Source organism: Mesotoga sp. H07.pep.5.3, assembly GCF_002752615.1.
GTDB classification, from domain to species: Bacteria; Thermotogota; Thermotogae; order Petrotogales; family Kosmotogaceae; genus Mesotoga; species Mesotoga prima.
The window spans coordinates 809,564-835,619 of record NZ_AYTV01000012.1 but is presented as its reverse complement, the minus strand read 5'-3'; the positions used below and the strand labels follow the sequence as shown (position 1 = coordinate 835,619).

Below are 26,056 nucleotides of genomic sequence, written 5' to 3'. Positions count from 1 at the left end.
TTTCTCACTCCCTGTCTATATAGTGATTCTTCATTATTTCGACGAGTAGTTCAGATGACCTTCCCGCAAGTTCAGGGAAATGCCTGTCGAAATCCCTCTTCGAATTCTCATCTGCCATATCTAGAATTGTTTTTATTACAAGATAATTACATTTATTCTCGTAAGCGGTCTTTGCAAACGGCGCAGAATCCATATCGAGGGCTACTCCTCCGTACGAAGAGCGTATTTCATCTCTCGCCGAGGTATTGGCGACCACCGCATCACCCGAAAGGATCTTACCGAATTTTCCTGCCTTGAAGTAGATCTTGAGGAACCTCATGAGAAGCGTGTCGGGAGCTTTCATAACCATTTTGCCTTCACTAAGAGGGAAGATTGTGTCGTATTCCTCGAACTCGGTACCTACAACAACATCGCCTATCTGCACTGATTCATCGATTCCGGCCGCGCATGAAGAGAGAACGGCCAACCTTGGATTGAAGCGATCAATCAGTCTCTGAGTGAGCATAGAAGACTCTACCTTACCCACGAAACCACCACAGGCTACAACTTCATTGTTACCAATGACTCCTCTACAAAAGTGTCTTCCAAGTATCTCTCCTGACTCAAGCACAAGCATACTATCCATTAAAGGTTTCACTTCCGGAAGAAAGACGCCGAGAGCAAGAATCATGTCAACACCTCCATAGAGGATTATAACAAAAAGGGGACCTCAGGTCCCCTATTCTTCTTCCTCGTCATCCTCTGCTATCATCTCTTCGACGAGTTTGTTCCAGGCTTTGGAAACCTCTTCAAACTCCTCGTCTTCGACGGAGTAAAGGTAAGGGTTTTCGTCCTCGTCGTACTCGACCCTGAAAACTATGTAACCTTCCTCTTCTTCATCTTCGGAAGCGTCATCTTCCTCTTCATCGGCTTCCTCGTCGTCCTCCTCGAAAAACTCCTCAACTACCCAGTAAGTATTGTCGTTGTTCTCGAATTCGGCTATTACAGTGAAGTGGTGTTCGCTTCCGTCTTCGTCCGTGACTGTAAATCTGTCTACATCACTAACTAGATCGTGGTCGTGATCGCAGTTTGGATCGTTGCATTCTTCAGAAACGTGAAATTCGAGTTCCTTTTTCTCTTCCATCATAAACCTCCGTTTGTCACTATTCGGTACATACTAACACAGGACCGAAGAAGTCGCAACTTGCCGACGTGAATGTATTGATATACACTGTATCTGGAGTGTGAGGGCATTGCTCGAAATCGAAAGGAAGTTTCTCTTCAAAACAAAGATTCCGGAAGAGGTGATAGAAGAGGCCACAAGGCATCTGCTGATTGTTCAGTGGTACCTCAAACCTCCTGATAGGCGTCGGGTAAGGATCAGTGTCGATGAATCAGATATTTATGTGGTTCAGACCTTGAAATCGGGAGCGGGCCTCATCAGGGAAGAGATCGAGAAAAGAGTCGATCTTTCACTGATAATCAAGATGAGAAAGGAACTGAAGGTCTCAAGGGCCGTTATGAAATCTAGGCATGTTTACAAGAGAAATGGAATTGAAGGTGTTGTCGACTGGTACCTTCTACCGCGTATCGGTTACGTTCTCGAAGTTGAAACCTCTGATCCGGAAGCAGTGCTGCCCAATCCCTGGAACTACTGGCCGCTTCCCCGTGACTCTTTTGAAGAAGTTACCGAAAATCGGTCATATACTGCGAGATCAATCTCTGTATCGATCAACAGCATAGCGGGAATTATCCCGGAGAGAATCGAATCGATCTCCGATCACCAGATCAGCGAGTTCCGTAGACTTCTTCAGCTGATTTATGGCGATTCAGGCGGAATCGATTCTTAGCGCCGTCGTAAGCTGCTCCAGATAGCTCTTATCGCTGTTCATAGTACGGACCGACATATCGACCACAAAGACACCGTGCACGGAAACCTTCTTACCTTTCGAATCCCGATAACCCGCCCCATCATGAATCGCAAAGAAGCGCCCATTCTCCTCCCCGAGGTAAATTAAAGTATGTCCAGGCATGTACAAAGGATTACCTGGTTTCAAAGAGGACAGCTGAGACCTTCTGTGTCCAACATCACCCTCGAAAATTATCCTGTTGCTTGATCCAAACCGTTCCTGCGCCCAGGTATCTCGCGGTAAAAAGATTCCGAAGCTTGCATAGATGTCCCGAACGAACCTCGAACAATCCCTCCTGTTATAGAGGTCACCCCAGCCATATCTCTCTCCGAGCATTTTGAAGGCCTGATCCAGGATTGCTCTTCCTGTTAAATCGAGATCGCCAATTCGGACGTCTTCGCTCATTCTAACGAGTGCTTTCCTGAAGCCGAGCAAACCGAGCCTATCTCTGTACGGAACTGAAACAGTGAAACAGGAGAATGGACCCTGAGCATGAAGGTTTTCGTTCTCCGCAGGCTTCTCAAGAGGCAGCCTGTCGCCCATCTGCAGGATGAGCCCGAGAGAGTTTATAGCAAAGGGATCTGGTTCGATCTCCACCCTGTTGCCCGTTGCGAGGAGAAATGGAGAAGCTTTCATAAAGGACAGAACAGCTCCTCTTTTCTTGGCTACTGCTGTATCGTTTGTCTTGATCCATCCCCTGTAAAAGGGAGTTTGAACAAAAATCCATGACATATCCCTGCTTCGGGCAAGGAGCGCAAATGGGGTCCCGATACTCACGGCCGTTAACTGGAGCATATCGTTATCTATGTACTCATCACATGATATAAGATCGGTAGGAAGAACTCTGAGATCAGTTCTTCGAGTTACCAAACCAAATCCCACTGCCATATCCTGATTTAGGATAGCGGTTGCATTGTCAACGACATCGTTTCGAATCTCGGCCGGAACCTTGTCTCCTTCCGACGTGAGAAGAGATCTTTGAAAGAAGGTTTCGGGAATGGAATCGTTAATCAATTTCCTCACTTCTTCGAAAGGAACCGAAGATGGATAGTCTTCCAAACTGCAAGCAAATTCTGTTTTCCCGGCTTCTCTAGCTCGTAGGATTATTGCGCTGTTGAAGGATTCTATCTCGTCCTTCAACATCCAAATTGCGTCCGGATTTTCCATTCTTCTCCACCAGTAATCAGACTCTTGCTTTTCTTGTAACACTCCTTCAGGTGTCGCAATATACTTTTCCATAACCCACTCCTTCACTTTATCGCTCCTACCGTTATCCCTTTCAAGAAATACTTTTGGAAGGCAAGGAAAACTATGATCATCGGTATGGCCGAGTATGTAGCGCTTGCCATAAGGTATGAATACTGCATCGGTACCTGTTCCTGGAGAAGAGAAAGACCGGCCTGAAGGGTTCGCATCTCGGAGGTGTTCGTAACTATAAGTGGCCACAAGAAGCTGTTCCACTGTCCCATGAATGTGAATATTCCTAGAACAGCCATAGCCGGTTTAGAAATCGGAACAATGATCTTCGCAAAGGTTTTGAACTCGCTCGCACCGTCAATTCTTGCCGCTTCGATGATCTCTGTGGGTACAGATACCATGAACTGTCTCATAAGGAACACTCCAAAGGGGGCGGCAATAGCGGGCAGAATCAGCGCTTGATAAGTGTCCACCATTCCCATTTTCGAGATCAGGATGTACAGGGGCACAAGGGTTACCTGGGTCGGTATCATCATCGATGCGATATATATCGAGAATATCACCTTGCTTCCAGGGAATTTCTTCTTCGCGAGAGCGTAGCCTGCCATTGCACAGACGAAAATCTGAGCAAGAGTAACAGTTCCGGCAACAATAAAACTGTTTAGAGTCCATCTAAAAATTATCTTTCTCTCGAAGAGATCCTTGAAATTCTGAAGAGTTGGATTCTTAGGGATGATATCTGGTGGAAACTTCATAGTCAATGAAGGTTGCGTAAAAGCCGTTGCAACCATCCAGTAAAGGGGGATAAAGGCAAGTGATGCAAGCACCGCCAAAATAACCAGCGAAATTATCTTTTTTATGTTAGTCTTAGTCTTCGCTTTCACAGCCAATCACCTCAATACTCCACATTTGAGCCGAGCCACTTGAACTGAATTATTCCAAGAACTACCAGTATCGCAAACATAACCATCGACATTGCAGAAGCAAGGCCGAGATTATAGTTCTTAAAGGCGGTCTCATAGATCAAATAGGCAACGGTCGTGGTGGAGAATTCCGGTCCGCCACTCGTCATAATGTATATGTTCGAGAAGGTCTGGAAATTCGCTATTGTACCCATTACGAGAGAGTAGAGAATAGTCGGCTTCAAGAGAGGTAGGGTAATCTTTCTGAAGATCGCCCAAGAACTGGCCCCTTCAAGCGTTGCAGCTTCGAAATAATACTCCGGTATCGATGCCATGGCCGCAGAGAGGAGCACTATTGTCGAACCCCCGCCCATGATAACCTGCATCATTATTAGAGATGGCATTGCCGTCAAGGACCTTCCAAGCCACACTACTGGTTCCAAACCGAGCAAAGACATAAAATAGTTGAGAAGTCCGAAGTTAGGATTGAAAACCCAAAGCCAGATCATGGAAACAATGACCGTAGAAGTGACGTGGGGCAGATAAAAGGCCGCTTTGAAAAATGTTTGGATGCCCTTTCTAAACGGGTAAATGAGAACCGTGACAAGCAAGGCCTTTCCTAACCACAGTGGAACCACTCCAAAAGTGTATATAAAGGTGTTTTTCAGGGATTTTAGAAACAGCCAGTCGCTGAGAATACGTTTGTAGTTGTCGAACCAGACAAATGTCTGAGAAAAGACATTGTACTTAAACATACTCAGGTACATCCCCCAACCAACCGGTACAAGGAAGAATATCGCAAAGAGGGCAAAATGCGGAAGAATGAAGAGATATCCCGATCTGCCCTTCCACACGTCTTTCAACGTAGTCTTTCGTTTTATTGGTTTAACTGGAATCTGCTCCAAATCGACCACCCCCATTAAATGGGAACAGCCCCGGGCCCTTGGGGCAGAGGCTGTTCCCTTCAACTCATTTGATTAGAATCAATAGTAAGAGAGTGCTCGGTTGGCCTCGGTTACAAAGCCATCGAGGGCCTCCTGCGCTGTCTTAGTCTTTCCGAAAGCCCCCTGCATTGCGCTGGTGAAGAACTTGGATATCTCAGACCACGGGAAGCTCTGTGATCCAAAGAACTCCATTCCAGTCTCGTCCATTATCCTTGCGAATGTCTGAGCCTGCTCGTTCAAGTAAGCATCATTCTGGAAGAGCATGGCATTTACAGACTTTCTTGCAGTGAGATATATAAGGCTTTCCAAAAGAGCAGTGTTTTCCTTGTTCGTCAGGAATCTGGCGAACTCCATAACGGCTTCCTTCTTTGCCTCATCCTTCTGTTTGAAGACGACAAATCCACTGGCCGATGCATAAGATACGCCCTTTTGTCCTTCGAGATGAGGGAACGGAGCAATCACCGGGTAGAAGGCTTCGGCAAGCTGACCGGATTTTACATAACGTGTGATTCTTCCAATTTCGTAAGGACCGCCAAAACCTATACTGGTTCTGTGAGAGTGAAAGTTTCCAATTACGTCGTAGACGCCCATAGCCTCGACTCCGCTTGGTGCAACTCCGTGAACTTCGACCAGATCGAGAAGGAACTGAAGTCCGGCGACTGCCTCTGGTGAGTTGAAGATGACCTTACTTTCATCTTCGTTGATAAGCTTTGCACCATGTGCGTAGATGAAATTCATGAGGTTGTGGGTATCCTGTGCTCCAAAGCTGATCGCATAGTGATCGATCTTTCCATCTCCATCGGAGTCCCATGTCAGCTTCTTCGCAATCTCCACAAACTCCTCCATAGTCCAGCCTTCTTCAACGATCTTCCGCCAATCGACCCCGGCCTTTTCGAAGTCTGGAGTGTAGAGAAGCATGCTCGTTCCCATACCGTTTGTTCCGAGATTCCACGGCCAGATGTAATGCTTGCCATCGACATAACCCGCATCAAGAGCGAGTTCATAGAAGTCTGCAAGGTCTTCTTCGGTAAGATAGTCGTCGATAGGTTCCAGAAGTCCCGCTTCGACCCATCTGGTATCCCAAACGGGGCCCTTGAAGATGTCAGGCTGGGTCCCAGTCGCAATGGCCGCAGCCATTTTCTGAGAGTATTCGGTGTTTCCGACAACGACATACTTGACTTCGACGTCTGGATGAAGTCTCATGAACTCCTCAGCGGCCCACCTTGGGAAGTCTTCCTCCGTTGGGGCCTTATCGGACGGAAAGCCTGGAGGTGCGATTCTCCAAGGGTTGATCCACCAGGTGATGGTCGTCTTTCCAAGCGCAGAAATAGGTACCGCGAGCATTAGCAGTACTAGAAGAATTACGCCAAGCCTTTTCATAGTAACACCCCTTTCGATGTGAAGTTACTCAAAGGTATTCTCTGAGTCTTTTTTCTAAAGCTGTTGAATCAGTAAAGTGATAAGAAACAATTCCTACTTCGGCAGCGGCCTTAACGTTTTTTCTCGAGTCATCCGTGAAGAAAGCTTCTTCTGCGCAGCAATTCTCTTCACGAAGGATATGACTGTAAAATGCCTTATCTGGTTTTGCATATCCGATCAAATGTGATGCATATACCCTGTCGAAGACTTCGTAGTCGCCCCGCGACCTGTGTATTTCGTAATGCGACTCGATTGTATTTGTACCGGCAACCACCCTGTATTTCCTTCGAAGTTTCTCGATTATTCTGACGGTCTCCTTGATTGGAGCTGGCTTGAAAAACATGTCCCAGATATTCCCCGGGACCGGTCTACCGAGCTTTCGAGAGAAAACGTAAACGAATTCATCTACTGTGATTCTTCCCGTCTGCAAAGCAAGGAGATTCTCCATTTCCGCAATCTCCACAAACTCCTCTTCCGAGATACCGAGAAAGCCGCTTATCGACGGAACCACACTTGTATTTTCTGCAACAACCCCACCCACATCGAATATGAAAAGTCTCAAGATTGCCTCCATTATGTCTTTACAAGAGTACAAGCAGCGGACTCAAAAGCTTGTGATAAGCTAAAATGCTGACCCGCAACAACTCCAAAAAGAAGATATCAAAGTATACTGAAAATATCATACAATTTTAAGGATGCTAAAATCAAGCGCTTAAGACTTGCACTGCTGGAAAACAACAAATCGAACAGCAAAAAACAGCTAATCTGGTTATAATCAAAATGAATCGACCTTTCACGGGGGTGGCTTTTGAATCCTTTAATTTTCAATCTGGGAAGATGCACCTTGTTCGGAGGGATAAAAGTCGGCGAGCTTGAAAGGATCTTCGGAAGTGTAAAGCACAGGATCAGTTTCTTCCTGCCCGGAGAACTTGTCGAAAAACAGAATGCCATCTGTGATGAAATGCTTGTCCTTCTTCAAGGAAAGACAAAAGCGCAAATGCAGGATTTCTCCGGCAGGGTCATGACAATTGAAACAATGGAGGCTCCATCTATACTAGCTTCCGGCTTTCTCTTTGCTACAGAGAATCGTCTTCCTGTAGATATTGTCTCAACTGCGAAAAGTGCGATTCTTTACATCGAAAGAGATGGGATTCTCTGGCTTTGTAAGGAGTATGAGGTATTTTTGAGAAACCTACTTAGGGATATGGGAGACAGACTGACTACTCTGGCAGAAAAGGTGTGGATGCTCTCTTTGAACACTCTGAATCAAAGGTTGGCAAACTTTCTTCTCAGACAAAGTGATGATCTGGGAGATGAGTTCGAACTGAAGACTACGAAGGAAGAGCTTGCTGACGCTCTTGGAGTGGCCAGACCCTCCCTGTCAAGGGTCTTCTCTGAGTTTGTTGCGCAGGGGCTAATCAAGCAGGACGGAAGACAGATAAGGATTCTGGACAGAGCCGCCCTGAAGAGGATAAGCGGTCACACAGTGTAGCCCCTTTTTTCAATTCCAAGCAACGTTTGAGGAGTGTTCTAATTTCACTACGGCGTTCTGCAGTGAATCTATTTCATGGGTGAAGAGACTTTACAGGACCCTTACCTTCCCTCACTTGTTTTAATCTGGCTTCCCATTGCAGTCCCTATTCTGATAATATAGATTTGTCAAAAGGAGGCGTTGTTATGGAGATAGGCATCTTTGGTCTACCGTTGAGCGGGAAAAGTACGCTGTTCACCCTCCTAACTGGTGTCGAACCCCATTCCAGCCACAAGAACGAGGCTCATACGGCCGTTGCAACAGTACACGACAGAAGAGTAGATGAACTTTCGAAGATCTTCAATCCAAAAAAAACAGTATATGCAACAGTGTCATTCACCGATATTCCCGGTTACGATCTTGCGGCAAATCAGAAGGAGAAGAATCGTATTCTCCAGTTTATTCAGAATTCAGAGGCGGTTATGGCGGTGGTTAGAGCCTTCAAAGATACAACAGTTCCTTGGCCTACCGGAGCCTACACTCCCGTCAAGCAATTGGAGACGATTGAGACCGAGCTTCTCGTAAGAGACATGGAAGTAGTAGAGGGCAGACTCTTAAGACTTGAAGAAGCGAAGAAGAAACGAAAGCTATCTGCCGACGAAGAAAGGGAGACTGAGCTTCTCCACCTCATCGAGAAGGGCTTCGACGAGAACAGTTTCGCATCGCAACTTGAACTTGCTGAGGATGATTTGAAACTCCTCGGTTCGCTCGCGCTCTTCACGGCGAAGCCGATAATCGTCGCCATCAACCTTGATGAGGATCAGTTCTCCGCTAATGATTACCCCGAACGTGAGATGGTTCTTCAAAGGATAAGTGAAAGAAACTTCGCGCACATTGAACTTTCAGGAAAGATAGAGTCCGAACTCATGGAACTATCCGAGGAGGACAGGGAGATTTTCATGCAAGAGCTTGGAATCTCCGAAAGTGGCATTGAGAGATTGTCGAGAGTGGTCTATGAACATATGGGTCTGATTTCCTTCTTGACCGTCGGCGAAGATGAAGTTAGGGCATGGACAATAAAGAAAAATACTCCGGCCAAGGCTGCTGCGGGGAAGATACACACGGATCTGGAGAGGAGCTTCATCAGGGCAGAAGTGATACCATACGATGAGTTCATGACGGTAAGGAGCATGCAGGAGGCAAAGGCAAAAGGCATGGTGAAGATCGTAGGTAAGGAGGAGATCGTGAAGGATGGTGACATCTTTCATGTCAGAGCCAACGCCTGATTTCTCCTCACTGAAGCTTGTCGACACTCACGCACACATCTCCTTTCCCCAGTTTGATTCAGATAGAGAGAGAATAATCAGGCAAATTGAAGATGACACGATATCTCTTCTTGTTGAGATCGGGACAAATGCAGAGGACTCCGAAAGGGCCTTCAGAACTGTGAAAGGACTGCGAAATGCTTTCTTCTCGGCCGGAGTTCATCCTCATGACAGCAGCGGGCTAGATAAAGAGGGTCTTCTCAAATTAGAATCTTTGCTTTTTAGTGATAAAGCCGTTGCTGTTGGCGAGATAGGACTTGATTTCTTCAGGAATCTTTCTCCTGTTGAAGACCAGATAAGAGCCTTCAAAGAACAGCTTGAACTGGCGGCCAGGCTGGATCTTCCTGTCGTGGTGCACGTTCGGGAGGCCTACTCCGAAGCTTACAAGATACTCAAAGAATTCGGGCACTTCAAGGGAGTAATTCACGCCTTTTCCGCTGATTTAGAATATGCGAGAATGTTCGTGGAGCTGGGGTTCTTCCTCGGAATCGGCGGGCCATTGACATATAAGAAGAATGATGAGCTCAGGGAGGTCGTAAGGGAAGTCTCTCTTGATAGACTCGTTTGCGAAACCGACTGTCCTTATCTTCCGCCAGTTCCATTCAGAGGTAAACGGAACGAGCCCTACTACGTCGGCTATGTCATCGAGGAAATTGCGAATCAGAAAGGGATTTCGCCGATCAGTTGCTCAGAAAGCCTCTTGAACAACGCAATGAGACTATTCTCTATCTCACTTTAGGAGGAAAAATGGGAAGACTTGAAGATTTCAGAAGTTTTCGAGAAAGGATGAACCATAGAATCCTTGAAACTGGTAACATAGATACGAAGCGTTTCTTCTCGCTGGACGGTGCTGTTTACGAGGATGGGGCGCTGGATTCGAAAACTAAAGAGTTGATGGGTCTTGTGGCTTCGGCAGTTCTCAGGTGTGATGATTGCATCGCTTATCACATAATTCAATGCAAGGCAACGGGGTCCAGTAGAGAAGAGATCATGGAAGCGCTCAACATAGCACTGATAGTTGGGGGGTCGATAGTTATTCCTCACTTTAGGAGGGCTGTTGAGCTACTCGACGAACTGGAGGCAGAGTAATGCCCGGAAAACTGTTTCTCTTTGATGGAACTGCAATCTTCTACCGTGGTTACTACGGGATAGATGTAACACTCACTAATTCCAAGGGTGAACCAACAAACGCTCTCTTTGGAACGGCGAGGATGTTGTCGAAATTCACTCGAGAGAGAATGAAGAATGGTGACTATGCTATCTTCGCTTTTGACCGAAAGGAAGCTACGAAGCGTCATGAGGCGTACGAATCATACAAGGCAACTCGTGAGGCTATGCCAGATGCCCTTGTAGCACAACTCAAGGACATTCCTGAACTAGTCGAGGCCTTCGGCATAAAGTTTCTTTCGATAGCCGGAATCGAAGCCGACGATATCGTTGCAACGGCTGCGAAGAAGTACCGTGATAAAGTAGACGAAGTGCTTATAGTAACCGGCGACAAGGATCTTCTTCAACTGGTGGACGATAAGGTTCACATTTTGCGTTTCGTTACGGGTCTTACCGATCTCGATGTATACGACAGAGAGAAGGTTTTGTCCAGGTATGAACTGGAACCGGAAAGGCTTCATGCTCTTCTTTCTCTCGCAGGTGATCCGTCGGATAACATACCCGGTGTTCCAGGAATCGGAATAAAGACCGCCCAGAAGCTTCTGAAAGAATACGGTGACATCGAAGGAATCTATGCAAACATCAGGAAACTCAGCCCTGGACTGAGGAAGAAATTGATAGACGGCAGAAGCTCGCTTGAACTTTCGATGGAGCTTGTAAAGCTACTTGACAATGAGGATCTGAACATAGAGCTAGACGACATAAAGTATGAGGGTTTCAGAAAGAACGATTTGCGAAAGATCTTCCTAAAACTTGAATTCTCTTCTATGATGAATGAATTCAACCTAACCGATAAGGCCGATGATTCTTTTGCAGAGATAGATGGATACAGACTAGTCAAGAGCGAAAATGAACTCGAGAGGCTTTTCGAGAAGCTGGTTTCCAACCCAATATTCGCAATAGATCTCGAGACTTCCTCTCTCGATCCTCATTGCGCGAAGATCGTAGGAGTCTCGATTTCCATCGATGAGGGGTCCGGTTACTACATTCCGATTGCACACGAGTCTGACGGGTGGCAGGCAGACCGAGACTATGTCCTGAAAAAGCTTAAGAAGCTTCTTGAAGAAAGGTCAACTAAGATAATCGGGCAGAATTTGAAATTCGATTATTCTGTCTTAGCAGTCAACGGTATCCATCCAGTTGTTCCCGACTTTGACACGATGCTGGCTGCATATCTCCTTTCTCCAGATGCAAAGAGGTTCAATCTCGATGAGCTAGCCATGAAATTTCTCGGGTACAAAACGATAAAATTCGAAGATCTAATGAAGAAAAATCAACTGGGCGATGATTTCACTAAGGTACCTCTAGAAGAGGCGGCCCGCTATTCGGTGGAGGACGCGGATATTTCACTCAGGCTTTCTTCGGTTCTTAGAAAAAAGATATATGAACAGGAACTTGAAGAGATATTCAGAAAGGTTGAACTGGCACTAATTCCGGTGCTTGCCGACCTCGAACTCAATGGTGTTTACTTCGACGTTTCTTCGCTCAAAAACCTTTCAGAGAAGTACGGAAAGGTTCTCGATAAAATCCTCGAGGAGTTGTTTGACCTTACGGGAGAGCAGTTCAATCCCAACTCCCCTTCACAGGTCGGGACGGTTCTCTTTGAAAGACTTGGCCTTACACCTTCAAAAAAAACGAAGGGTGGCTCCTACTCGACGAGCGCCGACGCTTTAGAAGAAATCGCAGATGAACATCCTGCGGTGCAGAAGCTCCTCGATTACAGGAAGTACCAGAAGCTGAAATCGACTTACCTGGACTCGCTTCCCGGGCTCGTCAACAAAGTGACAGGAAGAATTCATACTAGCTATCACCAGACGGGAACGGGGACGGGAAGGTTATCTAGCAGCAACCCAAATATGCAGAATCTACCTATTAGAGACGAAGAGGGAAAAGAAATCAGGAAATGCGTCATTCCTCAGAAGAAGGGCTGGAAGATTGTGAGCGCAGATTACTCCCAGATCGAACTTAGGATTCTCGCACACCTAAGCCAGGACAAGCAGCTTCTTGACGCATTTAAAAACGACAAAGATGTACACAGTTTAACGGCATCAAATCTTTACGGCGTTAAAGAAAACGAAGTAAGTGAAGAGCAAAGAAGAATAGGGAAGATGATAAACTTCTCGATAATATACGGAATCTCTTCCTACGGACTGGCAAGCAGACTAAGGATTCCCACAAATGTTGCCGAAGAGATGATTTCGAATTATTTCAAAGCCTTTCCTGAGGTAAGGGCCTTCATTAAGGACACAATTTCTGAAGCCAAAGACAAGTGCTTTGTGAGGACTATGTTTGGCAGAAAGCGGGAGATCCCTCAGTTTAAGACTAAGAATAGAAACGTGATCCAGGAAGGCGAGAGGATAGCAATCAATACGCCCATTCAGGGAACGGCTGCTGACATAATGAAGATGGCTATGATAAAGATCTATAACCTGCTGAAAGAAAAAGAAATGGAAAGCTTTGCTATTCTCCAGGTTCACGATGAAATGGTCTATGAAGCTCCAGAGAAGGAGATTGAAAAGCTGAAAGAGATTCTTAAGGAGGGAATGTCTGAAGTTGTAGAACTGAGCGTTCCCCTGGATATTGAAATCTCTGTAGGTGATTACTGGTGCTGAAAGAGAGACGTAACCCCTTTGAATGAGAAAAACAAGATAAACTGGACGGCGCTGTCAACGCTTTATCAGTTTGCAGTTATTGTGATCGCGAACATAATGGTTTCGGGGGGTATAGGATACCTGCTGTATAAGTTCCTCGGAATGGGTAAGGTATGGATTTCTTTTTTCCTACTTTTCGGAGCCTTCTCGGGCATATATAATGGAATAAGATATCTATTGAAAGAGGCAGAACGATATGATAGAGACAAGGACAATGATGATAAAAACAGCGACAATACTGGCAGCCCTGGCAATGGTTGAAAGCGGCATTTTTGCCTTTATACCGCTTCCCGGTTCTGAGCTGGGTGTCTTTTACGGAACTGCATTTTCCTTGCTAGCTCTACTGCTGATAAACTACGATGCACATATCATGATAACCGAAAAGAAGAGAGCCCCGACCGGGTTTCTCGTGAGATATACCTTCTATGGCATTTGTTTCGGTACTGCATCCACAGTTTCACCCGGGTTCTTCTTAGGGAGTTTTCTCGGAATCATGAATCTTAAAATCGCAACGATAGCCTTTGGGAGGTGGCTCTGTGAATCTTAATCTCACTAAATCCGACAAGATATTCCTCGGAGTTATTTCTGGAGGATATATCGCCGTGCTCATATATATGGTTGTCACAGGCTACAAGTTCCAGCTTGAGGGCGTTGGTCAGCGATGGATCTATCAGCTTCCCTTTGGAGAAGGCCCTCTCAGCAGGGTAAACCCCTTAACGATAATCATGACCTGGGTAGTAATGGGTCTGATAATATTTATGGCAACAAGAGTGAAGGTCTTCAAGATTATCCCGGGGAAGAAACAGAGTCTTCTCGAGTCTCTCCTCGATTACGTTTACGATCTTGTGAAGGATTCAGTGACTAGAAAGGAGTACATCAGGCCGATCTTCGACATTGCGGCCTCACTTTTCCTTTTCATTCTGGTCTCGAATATCATCGGCAGCTTCCCCGGCATAAATGCCTTCCCTACGGAAAACGGAGGGGTCACATTCACGATCCTCGCCGATACGTGGTATGCTCCTACATCGGACCTCAACATGAATCTCATGCTTGCTTTATTCGTGTTCGTCATGAGTCATGTGTACGCTATAAGAGTCAAGGGTCTGAAGAGCTGGGTCAAAAGTTTCTTCGAACCCATTTGGTGGATGTTTCCGATTAACATAATCGGTGAAATCGCAAAACCGATTTCTCATGCGCTCAGGCTCTTCGGGAACATAATGGGAGGGGCAATTCTAGTACTGATTCTTGGTTACCTTGTCAAATACTTTGTTTTGCCGGCAGCTCTGTGGGGAATATTCGGGCTTTTCTTCGGGGCGATACAGGCGTTGATATTTACGATACTCGCAATAGCATATATTAGCTCATTAATAGAGTAAGGAGGTTTTACTGTGGATATTGGAGAAGGCTTGATGTTGATGGGAAAGTTTATCGGTGCCGGACTTGCCATGGGAATAGGTGCAATTGGAGCCGGTATCGGTGAAGGTAGAATCGGCGCGAGTGCGATGGAAGCAATGGCAAGGCAGCCGGAGATGATAGGAACCCTGACAACCAGAATGATCTTGGCAGACGCAATTGCAGAAACTACCGGTATTTATTCTCTTGTTATTGCATTCATGATTCTTCTGGTAGTCTGAATCTTTTCCCCTGAGCAGAGGAGGGGTGATAACTTGATTGAACTTAATCTGACAGCCATACTGTCGATACTGAATTTTCTGCTGCTCTTTTTTGTGCTGAAGAAACTGCTTTTCGACAAGTTCTTCGATATCATGAAGCAGCGCAAAGAGAAAATCAGCGGTGAAATTGCCGAGGCTGAAAAGCTGAGAACTGAAGCCAACGACCTCAAGAGAGAATACGAGGCGAAGATTCAAGAGGCGCGATCATCCTCCAATGAGATAATCTCACAGGCCGAGAGACAGGCGGAGGAAATCGTAAGAAACGCGAGAGAAGATGCCCAACAGGAGATACAGAGAATGTACAAGTCTGCCGAGCTTCAGATTCAGCGTGAACGCGAAGAAGCTGCAGGCGAAGTCAAGGGCGCGATTGTAACCGCAGCCGTTGCAATGGTGGGGAGATTCCTTCAGAAGGAGATGGACGATACTGCCAAGAAACAGTATGCGAAGAGGATTCTTGAGAGCATGGGTGACAAGGAGTGAAGAGAATTCTTTCGCTGGCTTCGAAGTATGCTAACGCTCTTTTCGATAGTCTGGCTTCAGAAAACCGTGAGATAGCTCTTTCTCAACTTCAGCAACTCTCTCAAAGCATCTCGAATGAGGAGCTCTCGAGATTTCTTTTCGATCCCACAGTTCAGGGTGGAAAAAAGGCGGGAATACTCCTGAGTTTCGTTGAAGGACCTCTCAAGCAGATCGAAAGATTGGTAGCGCTTCTGGTTTCGATGAAGAGGCTTGAGCTTCTTCCAGACATCGAGAACGCTTTTTTCGCAAGGCTCCTAATTGAAAGCAGAATGATAAATGTTGAGGTCGATTCTGCAGTTGAACTTACTTCAGAAGAGGAAGAGGCCATACTGGAGAAGGTAAGAGAAAAAACAGGGATGCAGGGTTTGTTGAAAGTTACTGTGGATCCTTCATTGATTGCGGGATACGTAATTAGATTCAGTGATGAGGTTATCGACACTAGTCTCAGTGGTCGTTTAAAAAGAGTGAGCCAGGAGCTGCGCTCGGGCCCTCGGGAGGTGATTGAGTGAAGATCAGTCCATCTGAGATCACGAAAGTAATACAGAATCAGCTAGAGAAGACTGACATAGAGTTTGATTATTTTGAAGCCGGAAAGGTAATTCAGATCGGCGATGGCATAGCGAGAGCCTATGGTCTGAAAGGGGTTATGGCAAACGAACTTGTCAAGTTCGATAACGGTGTCTACGGTCTTGCACTGAACCTTGAAGAGGACAATGTAGGAATAGTTATTCTTGGGGAATATGAGGAGATAAAGGAAGGCGATCTCGTCAGACGAACTGGAAGGATCATGGAAGTCCCCACAGGACCGGAGCTTCTGGGAAGAGTCGTGAATCCTCTCGGAATTTCCCTCGATGGAAAGGGACCGATCAAAACAAAGAGTTATAGACCGGTTGAAGTCAAGGCAACTGGGGTAGTAATGAGAAAACCGGTCGACACTCCTCTACAGACCGGAATAAAGGCAATAGATGCAACAATCCCCATTGGAAGAGGGCAGAGAGAGTTGATAATTGGGGATAGGCAGACCGGGAAGACTGCCATAGCGATCGACGCGATAATAAACCAGAAGGGACAGGGCGTCAAGTGCATCTACGTTGCAATAGGGCAGAAAACGGCAGCCCTTGCGAGGATTATCGACAAGCTTAATCAGTTTGGAGCAATGGAATATACAACGATAGTCTTCGCTTCAGCTTCAGACCCTGCCGCGCTTTCCTATCTGGCACCCTATGCAGGAGCTGCGATGGGCGAACACTTCATGTTTGAAGGGCAGGATTCGCTCGTGATCTATGACGATCTTTCAAAGCATGCATCTGCTTACAGAGAACTATCTCTACTGCTCAGAAGGCCGCCTGGAAGAGAAGCCTATCCCGGAGATGTCTTTTATCTGCATTCAAGATTGCTTGAGAGAGCTGCCAGACTCAACGAGAATTTCGGCGGTGGCTCGTTGACTGCCCTGCCGATAATTGAGACACAGGCAAATGACGTTTCTGCATACATACCGACAAACGTCATATCAATTACCGATGGGCAGATCTACCTGGATCCCAACCTCTTCTATGCTGGTAATAGGCCCGCAATAAACGTTGGATTGTCGGTTTCGAGGGTAGGGGGCGCTGCGCAGATCAAAGCCATGAAGAAGATCGCCGGCAGTTTGAGAATCGAGCTGGCTCAGTATAGAGACTTGCTTTCCTTTGCACAGTTCGCTACGGAACTCGACAAGGCAACCAGAGACCAGTTGACTAGGGGAGAAAAGCTAACCGAGCTTCTCAAGCAAGACCAGTACGTGCCGATGCCGGTAGAAGAGCAAGTAGTCGTTCTGTATGCCGGCACGAAAGGTTACCTTGACGACCTTGATACTTCCAAGGTATCGACATTCGAGACTGCTCTTTTGAAAACCTTGCGAGCTTCCTATTCGAATGTTTTGGCTTCCATAAGAGAGAAGAAGGTCATCGAAGAAGAGACGGAGAAGCTTTTGAAGAAGGCTATCGAGGAAACCTTGAAACTCTTTGCAGAGCGAGGATGATTGAGCGTGAGCAAGGGTAAACTGCGTGCGATAAAGAAACGCATCGAGTCAACAAACTCGACGATGCAGATTACCCGCGCCATGGAGATGGTCGCGCGGGCAAAGATCAACAAGATTCATAAGGGACTGAAATTTGTGAGGCTCTACGAAAGGGCTATTGAGAGAGCCTTAGTCAGAGCTTACTTTGGTGATACAAATCACCCGAAGATTGAGGGCGAAGGAGAGATTCTTCTGGTAGTCAGTTCGGATATGGGTCTTGCGGGCGCTTTCAATGCCGAAATAATGAAAGCCGCCGAACGGGAGATAATGAACTCAGATATCAGGCACATTGTGACGGTAGGCATCAAGGCCGAAAGCTTTTTCAGGAAGGGTGACATACCTATCAGTTCTTTCAGTCATTTTTACGACACTCCCGATCTGGACGAAGCGGCCATAATAGTAGATGATGCTCTTGACATTATGGAGAGCGAGCACGCTGGGGGTCTAAGGATGGTCTACAGCAGTTTCAAGAACCCTCTGGCGCAAATACCGAAAGCTGTGAAGCTTCTTCCCCTTGATGAATTCAGCAGGCCCGACAACGATTTCTTTGACTTTGAGCCAGAGATCGATGTATTGTTCAAGGACGTTTTGAATTCCTGGCTGGTTGCAAAAGTCCTTCATGGCATGTATGAAACAAAGGTCGGAGAGCTTTTCTCCAGACAAACCGCAATGAAGAATGCAACTGAAAATGCGAAAAGTATGATAGAACAGTTGACTCTGGTTAGAAATAAACTGCGCCAGTCGAATATTACTCAAGAGATAATTGAGGTCGTTAACGGCGCTGAAGCACTAAACGGTTAATTGATTTTGGAGGTGTGAGTGTGCCCGACAAAAATAAACAGAACATTGGTAAGGTCATTGCAATAACCGGACCTGTCGTGGACATATCGTTCGAGGGAGCAATGCTACCCGACATTCTTAATGCTCTGAAAGTGAAGAACGAATTCTTAAATAAAGAGATAGTCCTTGAAGTTGCCCAGTTGATTGGTGACAACAGCGTAAGGGCGATAGCAATGGACAGTACCGATGGATTGGTAAGGGGGCAGGATGTCATTGATACAGGAATGCAGGTGACGGTTCCTGTGGGAGAGGAGATTCTTGGTAGAATGTTCAATCTACTCGGTGAACCGATAGACGAGCTCGGTGAAGTGAAGTTTTCCGATCACTGGGAAATACACAGAGCTGCTCCGTCGGTCACCGATCAGCAGACCGAAGTCGAGATACTTGAAACGGGAATAAAGGTCATCGATCTTCTCGCGCCATTCAGCAAGGGGGGAAAGATAGGCTTCTCCGGGGGTGCCGGGGTCGGAAAGACCGTTCTAGTCATGGAACTCATAAGAAACTTCGCGATCGAGCAGAAGGGGCTTTCAGTCTTTGCCGGGGTCGGTGAAAGAACTAGAGAGGGAAACGACCTATGGCTCGATATGCAGGAAGCCGGTGTCATCGAGAACACCGCCCTTGTATTCGGGCAGATGAATGAACCACCCGGAGCGAGATTCAGGGTAGGTCTCTCCGCCATAACGATGGCAGAGTATTTCAGAGATGTACAGAAGAAGGACGTACTTGTATTCATAGACAATATTTTCCGATTTGTTCAGGCCGGTTCTGAAGTCTCGGCACTTCTTGGAAGAATGCCGTCTGCCGTCGGTTACCAGCCGACACTCGCGACAGAAATGGGAAACCTTCAGGAGAGAATTACCTCGACAAGATCGGGTTCTATCACTTCGGTTCAGGCAATTTACGTTCCGGCCGATGATTTCACGGATCCGGCACCAGCCACTACATTCAGTCATCTCGACGCCACGGTAAACCTTTCTCGTTCGATAGCCGAACAGGGGCTTTATCCGGCCGTAGATCCGCTCGACTCCACCTCGAAGAATCTCGATCCAGTCGTTGTAGGTCAAGAACATTATCAGGTTGCAAGAAGGGTCCAGGAGGTTCTTCAGAGATATAAGGACCTTCAAGACATAATAGCGATTCTCGGAATGGAAGAACTCTCCGAGGAAGACCAGCTTACTGTCCAAAGAGCGAGAAAGATCCAGAGATTCCTGACCCAGCCGTTCTTTGTTGCTGAAAAATTCAGTAACATGGAGGGCAAGTACGTGCCGATATCGGAAACGATAAGAGGATTTGAAGAGATACTCGAGGGCAAACACGATTCCCTGCCTGAACAGGCATTCATGATGGTTGGGACGATCGACGAGGCAAAAGAAAAGGCAAAGAATCTTACGAAGGATGAGTGAAGTGGCCTTAAAAATCAGAATTATAACTCCCTACGGAATAGAATGGGAGGGCGATGCAGATTTTATCTCGTTCCGGTCGACAGAAGGTGAGATAGGTTATCTGCCCGAGAGGGCCCCTGCATTGATGAAACTGACTGTTGATGTAATGAAAGTACGGTCCGGCTCTAGCACTCTTCAGTTTGCCGTTCACGGTGGCTATGTCCTTCAGGAACGAGAAGGACTTACAATTGTGACAGATGCTGCGGAAACTCCGGAAGAAATCAGTGTTGAGCGTGCCAAGCAGCGACTGAAAAGGGCAGAGGAGTTGCTCCAGGTAAGCAAGTCAAGGCGCGAACGCGCCAGAAACGAGGCCAAACTTCAGAGGCACATGCTGAGAATCAAGATTGGTTCGAGGGAATAAATAAGTTGCCCGTCTTAGATTGTGAACCCGTCCTTCGAAAGAGCAGTTGCAAGTTCTTTGTTCCAAGTTGCAAGTCAAAGAATAAAAAAACGTCAAATGCCGCCTGAACTCGTTTCAGCATCTCGATCTAAGAACCGCTGGACGCTTGGAAAAGCCGAGAAAGAACACATTTGAGACGTTCGCTGTGCTCACGAGAAGACGAGAGCGAAAATAGGGACTGACCGGCTCCTAATGTCCCAATTTTTGCTAGAGAACTCCACATCTCGTCATTCTGAACTTGGTTCAGAATCTTTCTTCGAAAGCTATTTCGAGCCTGTTACCTGCTATGCATACCCACGGTTTCTCGAAGCACTAGATCCCGAAACAAGTTCGGGATGACAGAGTGAGGGACTTCCAAAAGCCGATGTCGGGATAACTTCCTCAGTTGCATTGAAACCCTGAATTGATTGCTGGTTCTCTTTACGAGACCCGATACCCTGTAATCGATACCCTGCCCTTCGCGTCATGCTGAACTTGTTTCAGCATCTAGTTTCTCCAAAAAGATAACGGAGAAAATGCATTGTCGAGAGTCCGCCACGCTTATCGAGATAACGAGATGACAAACATAGTTGGTGGGATAAATAACGAGATCCTGAAATAAATTCAGGATGACCAAGTGAGAGACACCCGAGAAGGCGAGACGGACTCGGCAGCGCTTGCTGATTCTGAAAGCGTAGTAATTCGTCATCTGAACTCGTTTCAGCATCCAGGTCATGGTTTTTGCCCTTAATCAAGAACGAAAAACAAATCCTCGCTCTGGAACCAAGAACAAGCTCTCTTCGACAAACGAAGAACCGCTCTTAATGCTCTTCCCAAGGACGGGCTCATACTCTGGGATGGACGAAAACGGTTTTTCAGCAGCGATCTGCAATCCACAGCAATCGTCTTGCGAATTCTTTGCCTACGAAGTCGGAAATGGCCTTAGCGAAGCACGGACTGGCCGCACTTAGCGCGTATGACGACCACGGGCAGCTTTTCACAGATGCATCCAGGAAACTGCCTAACGATTTTTCATCTCGTTGCGTTTCCGCTTGAAGGCAGCGATGAGATCGGTTTTTCTTTCCTCACCTCTAAAGAGAGCCACAACGTTTTTCCTGTGTCTGAAGAGTGAGAGTCCGAAGAAGGCCAGCATCCATAGGCCAACCGCATACCCCTCTGTGAGAAAGAGTATTCCGGAGAGGGTAGCCAGAGCCAAGAGTGATCCAAGAGAAACGTATTGGGTAACGAGAACAATGGGAATCCAGATGCCAAAAAAGACTGCCACGTACCATGGAAGAGTTCCGGAAAGCGTTCCCACGGTACAGGCCACAGCCTTACCGCCTCTGAACTTCAGAAATATCGAGTAGCTGTGACCAACTGCTGCGAAGAAACCTATCATCATTCCTTCTGGCAGAGAGACTCCAAAGACCGCCCGAGCTATCAGTACGGGAACAAAAGCCTTCACTCCATCGAGAATCATTGCGACGGCCCCGGCATACCCGCCCATGCTCCTAAGTACATTCGTTCCACCTACGTTTCCGCTTCCAACCTTTGTGATGTTCACACCTTTGACAAGCGGAACAATGAAGCTGAATGGAATCGAGCCCATGACATATCCGACCAAGGCAAATAGAAGATACCTCATCTCTTCCTCCTGAGTTTCAAGAAGATCGGAGTCCCTTCGAATGGATCGAAATTCAAACGAATCGTATTCCTTATACCTCGAAGATAAGGCTCGGTAAAAAGTGAAGGATCGTTCACATTTAGCATGATTATTGGGGGTCTACTGGCGATCTGCGACCCATAATAAATCTTGCCCCGTTTTTTTCCCTTACCTGGGGCAGGGGTCCCTTCAGAGTATCTTTGAAGAATGGTGTTAAGAAGTCCGGTAGGTAATCTAAGGTCGATCTTCTTGCTTACCAGCTTTATGCTGTCGATTAGCTCGTCCATTCCTTCGCCGGTCAGTGTAGAGGTAAAGATCACCGGGCTGTAATCTATGAAATAGAGATCCTGCTTGAAGGTTCTTAGCAGTGCCTTTCTTCTTCTTTCATCTGCAAGATCACACTTGTTGAAAACCGCAATTGTCGCCTTGCCATTCTTTTCTGCCAGGCCAGCGATTCGCTGATCCTGATTTCCTACCCCGTCCGCCGAATCCATCACCATCACGATGATATCCGATCTCTCGAGTGCATCGATTGCCCTCATGACACTGTAGTACTCTACGTTCATCACTTTTACTTTGGATTTCTTCCTAATTCCTGCGGTGTCTATAAATGTGATTGGAATGCCATCAACCTCTACAGTCTCGTCAACAGTATCACGAGTTGTGCCGGGCACTTCCGTCACTAGACTCCTTGGGCTTCCGACAATCCAGTTGAAGATCGAGGATTTTCCAGCGTTGGGCTTCCCAACAATCGCAATCTTGAGCTCAGATTCGTCATTGCTTTCTAGATAGACAGAGTGGCCCAATGTTTCCAGCCTCTCAAAAATCTCGTCGAGAAGTAAATCGATATTGAGGCCGTGAGCGGCAGAAATCTTGATCGGATCTCCGAAACCAAGTGAAAAGATCTCGTTTCCCATATTTGAATAGAAAGACTCTGGATTCTCCACCTTATTTGCAACGAAGATTACTTCGATTCTCTGCTTTCTCAAGTAGTCCGCCAGCACTTGATCAGCACTAGTGAGGCCAAATCTTCCATCAACAACGAACAGAATAAGGTCACCCTCGCTCAATAGTTCGAGGGTGACCTCTTTCATCTTTTCTTCAACTATATTCTCGGGATTTTCGAAAAGGCCACAGGTATCGACAAGCTGAAATGTTCGCTGCTGCCAGTTTACTCTACCCACAGTGAAATCACGCGTCACACCGGGAATATCATCAACTATGGCCCTTCTACCACCAACAAGCCTATTGAAGAGAGTTGACTTTCCAACATTTGGTCGTCCAATTATCAGGACGGTAGCCACTAGAGGCTTTCTCCTTCTTCCTCGAGCTGGTTCTTTATCATTTCTCCCAAACTGTTGGAGTTAACCGATCCATTTCCGTTCAGATCCTTGAGGGCCTTATCAGTCTCGGCAGCCTCTTTGTCCTTTATGAGCTGTCTTATGGAAACTACCATGTTTCTTGTGTCGTTGTCGGGATCGTAGACAAGCCTGATTATTTTGAACTGGTCATGTCTGCCAACCTGTACGGAATCTTCGATATTCTCTGTCCTTTCTAGAGAAACCTGAGAGACAGGAAGGAAGGCTTCAACTCCGTAAGAGTCAATCAAGACTATCGCGCCGGACTTTGTGAGCCTTGTGACAGTTCCAGTCACGTGATCACCGACCGATAGTTCAGTCGAAACCTTTTCCCAGGGGTCAGAATAGGCCTGTTTTATACTCAGTCTCATTCTTCTGTTTACGGTGTCTATTGAAAGGATCTTGACTTCTATCTCGTCTCCTTCTTTTACAACATCTTCGATTCTGTCGACAAAGTTCCAGGAGACTTCGGAAACCGGTACAAATCCTGAGACGTACTCTTCAAGCTCGAGAATGACGCCGGTAGGAAGTACCTTTGCAGTCTTCGCCTTGAGGATGTCACCTTCCTTGTACTTGTCGCCTATGTTCTGCCAGGGATCTCCCATAGCTTCTCTGTAAGAAAGAGAGAGAGTTCTCTTTTCCTCATTGATTTCCTTGATGGTTACTTTGACTTCGTCTCCCACTTCCACAACGCTCTTGAGATCCTTCTTAATGTTTCCCCAGAAGACTTCTGAGATGTGAACCAAACCCTCCACTCCGGGTTCGAGCGAAACAAAGAATCCGAATGGAGTGATATTCTTAACGGTTCCCACTACTGTAGAGTCAACCTCATACCTGTCTTTCAGTGTGGACCAGGGGTCTTCAGTCATCTGCTTGAGAGAAAGGGAGATTTTCTTCTCAGCTTCATCGACCCCGATTACTTTGGTCCTGACCGTCTGCCCAGGCTTGAGAAGATCGCTGATTCTTACACTGGGATCCCAACTCATCTCTGAGGCTGGGATAAGAGCGGTCACGTTGTCGTTGAGCTTGACAAAGGCGCCGAAGTTCTTGATGGATTCAACCGTTCCTTCAAGCTCCTGACCGATTTCGATCGTCTCGAAGTAAGCCTTGATAGCTTCTTCCTGGAATGCCCTCAGAGAAACAACAACGTTTATGCCGTTCCGCTGTCTCTTGAACCTTATTACCTTGAATTTCAACGTTCCCTCCGGAGCGGGATCTCCCTTTCTGATACCCGACTCGGATCCGGGTAGGAAGGCCGGAACCGTCTTAACTAATCTGACGTTATATCCTGCCTTTGTTTCTGAAACGATCTTTCCATCAATCGCTTTACCTTCTCTGTAGGCCTTCTCAACCTTGCTTACTGCTTGTCTAGCATGGACCCTCTTCTCGGAGACAGTACTTCTTCCCTCTTCTTCGTTAGTCTTAATGACCATGACTTCTATCTTATCTCCAACGTTGTACTCTTCCAGTTCATTTACCAGCTGATCCGCGGGTACGAACCCGTCTAGCTTTCCGTCCATGATCACCATCAAGCCGTCTGGCTGAATGGAGAAAACCTCTGCATCCTTTCTACTTCCCTTCCTTGCTGAGGAAACATCCATCTGTTCAAATATCTCCTCCATGCTCAGGTTTTCATCTTGCCGATTCATTTTCTCTTCCATTGTTGGTTACCTCCCTCTTATTGTCTATGTAATCCAGTATCTTCTGGATTTGCTCGTACGGAGTTGATGTGCCGCTAATTATGGCAACCTTCCCCATATCACCTTGAGGAAGATCAGTCAGGTCTGTTACATGTAGTGCCCTCTTACCGAGTCTTTGGACTATTTTTACCAGTTTCTTTGTGTTTGAGCTGTTCCTTCCACCTATGACAATTACCGTATCGGAAATCTTTGCCAGACGTTCGGCCTCAGATTCACGCTGTATTGTAACCTTGCAAATCGTATTATAAACAGTGACACGTTCTCCAAGACGAGATTTTACGAACCCTGAGAAGTTCTCAAATTCCAGACTGCTCATTGTCGTTTGAGAGACAATTGCAATTTGGTCAAGTCCTTCTAGTTTTTTTAGAACTTCCTCGTAGTTCTCTCCGGGTTCAACTATGAGATACCTATTCAGTCTACCTGAAAGAGCAGTTACTTCGGCATGGTTCTTCTTTCCATATACCACAATAAAACTGCCTTGCCGCTGAAGATCTACAGCCAGGCTAAATACATTGTACACTATAGGGCAGGTCAGATCTATTACTTCATCGAAAACACGCCGTAATTTCTCTTCCGAAGCAGGGTCGATTCCATGAGCCCTGATTATTGCGACACCTTCATGTTTTCCAGATAAAATGCTGTCATCTATTACTTCTAGACCCAGCTGCTTTAGATCCTCCATCACTTTCTCGTTATGAACGATTTCTCCTGTTGCATATACCTTCTTTCCCGACTTAAGCAGTTTCACAGCCTCACTGACAGCCCTGTCGACTCCGTAGCAGAAGCCTACTGACCTTGCAAGGTGGACTCTCTGTCGCTTCTCCGCCAGTGATACGATTCTTGAAACAACTTCTTCAATACTCATATCTGTAGTGTCCAGAATTATGGCGTCCGAGGCCGCCTTTAGTGGGGCAACGGATCTCGTCGAGTCGTTAAGATCCCTTCTTTCTATTTCAGCAAGAATCTCATCGTAAGTGGCTTCCAAACCACTTGATTTCAGTTGTTTCACTCTCCTTCTTGCTCTTTCGCCGGCAGATGCAGTAAGAAATATTTTAAGCTCAGCTTCGGGAATAACAACAGTACCGATGTCTCGCCCTTCCATAACAACGTTTCCCTGCTTTGAAAGCGTCCTCTGCTGCTCAGTCAAAAAATCTCTTACATAAGAATATTTTGCGATATCTGAGGAAAGGAGCGAAACCTCTCTGGTTCTTATCTCGTCACCAAGCGGGTTTCCGTCTAGGATGATACCGGAATCCGAAAGCGAGAAATACGTATGGCTCATCAGTTCAGCCATTTCATCGGCGTTGGAAAAGGAAATTCCGGCTTTCTTGGCCTTCAGAGCGAGCGCTCTGTACATTGCACCCGTGTCAATATAAACAAAATCCAGTTTCTCAGCGACCAGCCTTGCAACAGTAGATTTTCCCGATGCCGCCGGCCCGTCGATGGCGATCCTCAACT

Annotated in this window: 27 protein-coding genes; 16 read left to right on the top strand and 11 right to left on the bottom strand. The window is 46.6% G+C overall.

Annotated features, from left to right (window positions below; all coding sequences use genetic code 11):
- Positions 1-4: 4 nt before the first annotated feature.
- Both V513_RS07730 and V513_RS07725 read right to left on the bottom strand, forming a co-directional pair.
- Positions 5-670, bottom strand: a complete 666-nt coding sequence (locus tag V513_RS07730) for a 5'-methylthioadenosine/S-adenosylhomocysteine nucleosidase (protein ID WP_099772248.1) — start codon at positions 668-670, stop codon at positions 5-7.
- 48 nt (positions 671-718) lie between these two features.
- Positions 719-1,123 carry a DUF1292 domain-containing protein gene (locus V513_RS07725; protein ID WP_099772247.1) on the bottom strand — a complete coding sequence of 135 codons (405 nt, stop codon included), beginning with the start codon at positions 1,121-1,123 and terminating at the stop codon, positions 719-721.
- A gap of 109 nt (positions 1,124-1,232) precedes the next feature.
- Here V513_RS07725 and V513_RS07720 point away from each other — a divergent pair, with 109 nt between their 5' ends.
- The gene (locus tag V513_RS07720) at positions 1,233-1,829 is read left to right on the top strand and encodes a hypothetical protein (protein ID WP_099772246.1); all 597 of its coding nucleotides are present in this window, start codon (positions 1,233-1,235) and stop codon (positions 1,827-1,829) included.
- Here the strand turns inward: V513_RS07720 and V513_RS07715 are convergent.
- The 5 genes from V513_RS07715 to V513_RS07695 all read right to left on the bottom strand — a co-directional run bounded on the left by V513_RS07715 (position 1,809) and on the right by V513_RS07695 (position 6,913).
- Positions 1,809-3,128, bottom strand: a complete 1,320-nt coding sequence (locus V513_RS07715) for an SH3 domain-containing protein (RefSeq protein ID WP_099772301.1) — start codon at positions 3,126-3,128, stop codon at positions 1,809-1,811. The genes V513_RS07720 and V513_RS07715 overlap by 21 nt on opposite strands.
- 11 nt (positions 3,129-3,139) lie before the next feature.
- A complete protein-coding gene (locus V513_RS07710; RefSeq protein ID WP_014730768.1) occupies positions 3,140-3,970 on the bottom strand; it encodes a carbohydrate ABC transporter permease in 831 nt (276 codons plus the stop codon).
- Positions 3,971-3,981: 11 nt separating this feature from the next.
- Positions 3,982-4,902: a carbohydrate ABC transporter permease gene (locus V513_RS07705; RefSeq protein ID WP_257212012.1), complete on the bottom strand. Its 921-nt coding sequence runs from the start codon at positions 4,900-4,902 to the stop codon at positions 3,982-3,984.
- A gap of 69 nt (positions 4,903-4,971) precedes the next feature.
- Entirely contained in the window at positions 4,972-6,312 is a 1,341-nt protein-coding gene (locus V513_RS07700) for an ABC transporter substrate-binding protein (protein ID WP_099772244.1), read from the bottom strand.
- A 28-nt stretch (positions 6,313-6,340) separates the two neighbouring features.
- Positions 6,341-6,913, bottom strand: a complete 573-nt coding sequence (locus V513_RS07695) for an HAD family hydrolase (RefSeq protein WP_257211997.1) — start codon at positions 6,911-6,913, stop codon at positions 6,341-6,343.
- Positions 6,914-7,159: 246 nt separating this feature from the next.
- On the opposite strand from V513_RS07695, the gene V513_RS07690 reads away from it, so the two are divergent.
- From V513_RS07690 to V513_RS07620, 15 genes are all read left to right on the top strand, one after another.
- Positions 7,160-7,843 carry a Crp/Fnr family transcriptional regulator gene (locus tag V513_RS07690; RefSeq protein WP_099772243.1) on the top strand — a complete coding sequence of 228 codons (684 nt, stop codon included), beginning with the start codon at positions 7,160-7,162 and terminating at the stop codon, positions 7,841-7,843.
- A gap of 185 nt (positions 7,844-8,028) precedes the next feature.
- A complete protein-coding gene (gene ychF, locus V513_RS07685; protein ID WP_099772242.1) occupies positions 8,029-9,108 on the top strand; it encodes a redox-regulated ATPase YchF in 1,080 nt (359 codons plus the stop codon).
- The gene (locus V513_RS07680; protein ID WP_180274842.1) at positions 9,074-9,886 is read left to right on the top strand and encodes a TatD family hydrolase; all 813 of its coding nucleotides are present in this window, start codon (positions 9,074-9,076) and stop codon (positions 9,884-9,886) included. The genes ychF and V513_RS07680 overlap by 35 nt, the downstream gene beginning before the upstream one ends.
- Positions 9,887-9,894: 8 nt before the next feature.
- The gene (locus tag V513_RS07675; RefSeq protein WP_099772241.1) at positions 9,895-10,236 is read left to right on the top strand and encodes a carboxymuconolactone decarboxylase family protein; all 342 of its coding nucleotides are present in this window, start codon (positions 9,895-9,897) and stop codon (positions 10,234-10,236) included.
- Positions 10,236-12,926: a DNA polymerase I gene (gene polA / locus V513_RS07670; RefSeq protein ID WP_099772240.1), complete on the top strand. Its 2,691-nt coding sequence runs from the start codon at positions 10,236-10,238 to the stop codon at positions 12,924-12,926. Before V513_RS07675 ends, polA begins: the two co-directional genes overlap by 1 nt.
- Before the next feature lie 18 nt (positions 12,927-12,944).
- The gene (locus tag V513_RS07665) at positions 12,945-13,226 is read left to right on the top strand and encodes an AtpZ/AtpI family protein (protein ID WP_099772239.1); all 282 of its coding nucleotides are present in this window, start codon (positions 12,945-12,947) and stop codon (positions 13,224-13,226) included.
- Complete coding sequence (locus tag V513_RS07660; protein ID WP_257211996.1) at positions 13,180-13,512, top strand: hypothetical protein; 333 nt, start codon at positions 13,180-13,182, stop codon at positions 13,510-13,512. Before V513_RS07665 ends, V513_RS07660 begins: the two co-directional genes overlap by 47 nt.
- Positions 13,502-14,341 (top strand): F0F1 ATP synthase subunit A, encoded by an 840-nt coding sequence (gene atpB / locus V513_RS07655; protein ID WP_099772237.1) that lies wholly within the window; start codon positions 13,502-13,504, stop codon positions 14,339-14,341. The genes V513_RS07660 and atpB overlap by 11 nt, the downstream gene beginning before the upstream one ends.
- 12 nt (positions 14,342-14,353) lie before the next feature.
- A complete protein-coding gene (locus V513_RS07650) occupies positions 14,354-14,599 on the top strand; it encodes a F0F1 ATP synthase subunit C (protein ID WP_099772236.1) in 246 nt (81 codons plus the stop codon).
- Positions 14,600-14,632: 33 nt separating this feature from the next.
- A complete protein-coding gene (gene atpF / locus V513_RS07645; protein ID WP_099772235.1) occupies positions 14,633-15,118 on the top strand; it encodes a F0F1 ATP synthase subunit B in 486 nt (161 codons plus the stop codon).
- A complete protein-coding gene (gene atpH, locus V513_RS07640; RefSeq protein WP_099772234.1) occupies positions 15,115-15,666 on the top strand; it encodes an ATP synthase F1 subunit delta in 552 nt (183 codons plus the stop codon). The genes atpF and atpH overlap by 4 nt, the downstream gene beginning before the upstream one ends.
- Positions 15,663-17,177, top strand: coding sequence for a F0F1 ATP synthase subunit alpha (atpA, locus tag V513_RS07635; RefSeq protein WP_099772233.1), 1,515 nt, complete (start codon positions 15,663-15,665; stop codon positions 17,175-17,177). The genes atpH and atpA overlap by 4 nt, the downstream gene beginning before the upstream one ends.
- A 6-nt stretch (positions 17,178-17,183) precedes the next feature.
- Positions 17,184-18,017, top strand: a complete 834-nt coding sequence (atpG, locus tag V513_RS07630) for an ATP synthase F1 subunit gamma (protein ID WP_099772297.1) — start codon at positions 17,184-17,186, stop codon at positions 18,015-18,017.
- Between the two features lie 44 nt (positions 18,018-18,061).
- Entirely contained in the window at positions 18,062-19,459 is a 1,398-nt protein-coding gene (atpD, locus tag V513_RS07625) for a F0F1 ATP synthase subunit beta (protein WP_373561612.1), read from the top strand.
- The gene (locus V513_RS07620; protein ID WP_099772231.1) at positions 19,452-19,859 is read left to right on the top strand and encodes a F0F1 ATP synthase subunit epsilon; all 408 of its coding nucleotides are present in this window, start codon (positions 19,452-19,454) and stop codon (positions 19,857-19,859) included. The genes atpD and V513_RS07620 overlap by 8 nt, the downstream gene beginning before the upstream one ends.
- A 1,039-nt stretch (positions 19,860-20,898) precedes the next feature.
- Here the strand turns inward: V513_RS07620 and plsY are convergent.
- Genes plsY through cmk form a run of 4 tightly spaced genes read right to left on the bottom strand, consistent with a single transcriptional unit; the run spans position 20,899 to position 26,054 of the window.
- Positions 20,899-21,522, bottom strand: a complete 624-nt coding sequence (plsY, locus tag V513_RS07610; RefSeq protein ID WP_099772229.1) for a glycerol-3-phosphate 1-O-acyltransferase PlsY — start codon at positions 21,520-21,522, stop codon at positions 20,899-20,901.
- Positions 21,519-22,844 carry a ribosome biogenesis GTPase Der gene (der, locus tag V513_RS07605; protein ID WP_099772228.1) on the bottom strand — a complete coding sequence of 442 codons (1,326 nt, stop codon included), beginning with the start codon at positions 22,842-22,844 and terminating at the stop codon, positions 21,519-21,521. The genes plsY and der overlap by 4 nt, the downstream gene beginning before the upstream one ends.
- On the bottom strand, positions 22,844-24,559 hold the full coding sequence (locus tag V513_RS07600) for a S1 RNA-binding domain-containing protein (RefSeq protein WP_099772227.1): 1,716 nt from the start codon (positions 24,557-24,559) through the stop codon (positions 22,844-22,846). Before V513_RS07600 ends, der begins: the two co-directional genes overlap by 1 nt.
- A complete protein-coding gene (gene cmk / locus V513_RS07595; RefSeq protein WP_099772226.1) occupies positions 24,531-26,054 on the bottom strand; it encodes a (d)CMP kinase in 1,524 nt (507 codons plus the stop codon). The genes V513_RS07600 and cmk overlap by 29 nt, the downstream gene beginning before the upstream one ends.
- Positions 26,055-26,056 lie beyond the last annotated feature (2 nt).

Bases quoted from the DNA above. Each gene is read 5' to 3' on its own strand.
- polA (WP_099772240.1), top strand. From the start codon at position 10,236: ATGCCCGGAAAACTGTTTCTCTTTGATGGAACTGCAATCTTCTACCGT.
- V513_RS07620 (WP_099772231.1), top strand. From the start codon at position 19,452: ATGAGTGAAGTGGCCTTAAAAATCAGAATTATAACTCCCTACGGAATA.
- V513_RS07675 (WP_099772241.1), top strand. From the start codon at position 9,895: ATGGGAAGACTTGAAGATTTCAGAAGTTTTCGAGAAAGGATGAACCAT.
- ychF (WP_099772242.1), top strand. From the start codon at position 8,029: ATGGAGATAGGCATCTTTGGTCTACCGTTGAGCGGGAAAAGTACGCTG.
- V513_RS07600 (WP_099772227.1), bottom strand. From the start codon at position 24,559: ATGGAAGAGAAAATGAATCGGCAAGATGAAAACCTGAGCATGGAGGAG.
- V513_RS07680 (WP_180274842.1), top strand. From the start codon at position 9,074: ATGGTGACATCTTTCATGTCAGAGCCAACGCCTGATTTCTCCTCACTG.
- V513_RS07700 (WP_099772244.1), bottom strand. From the start codon at position 6,312: ATGAAAAGGCTTGGCGTAATTCTTCTAGTACTGCTAATGCTCGCGGTA.
- V513_RS07715 (WP_099772301.1), bottom strand. From the start codon at position 3,128: ATGGAAAAGTATATTGCGACACCTGAAGGAGTGTTACAAGAAAAGCAA.
- V513_RS07730 (WP_099772248.1), bottom strand. From the start codon at position 670: ATGATTCTTGCTCTCGGCGTCTTTCTTCCGGAAGTGAAACCTTTAATG.
- plsY (WP_099772229.1), bottom strand. From the start codon at position 21,522: ATGAGGTATCTTCTATTTGCCTTGGTCGGATATGTCATGGGCTCGATT.
- V513_RS07660 (WP_257211996.1), top strand. From the start codon at position 13,180: ATGATGATAAAAACAGCGACAATACTGGCAGCCCTGGCAATGGTTGAA.
- V513_RS07725 (WP_099772247.1), bottom strand. From the start codon at position 1,123: ATGGAAGAGAAAAAGGAACTCGAATTTCACGTTTCTGAAGAATGCAAC.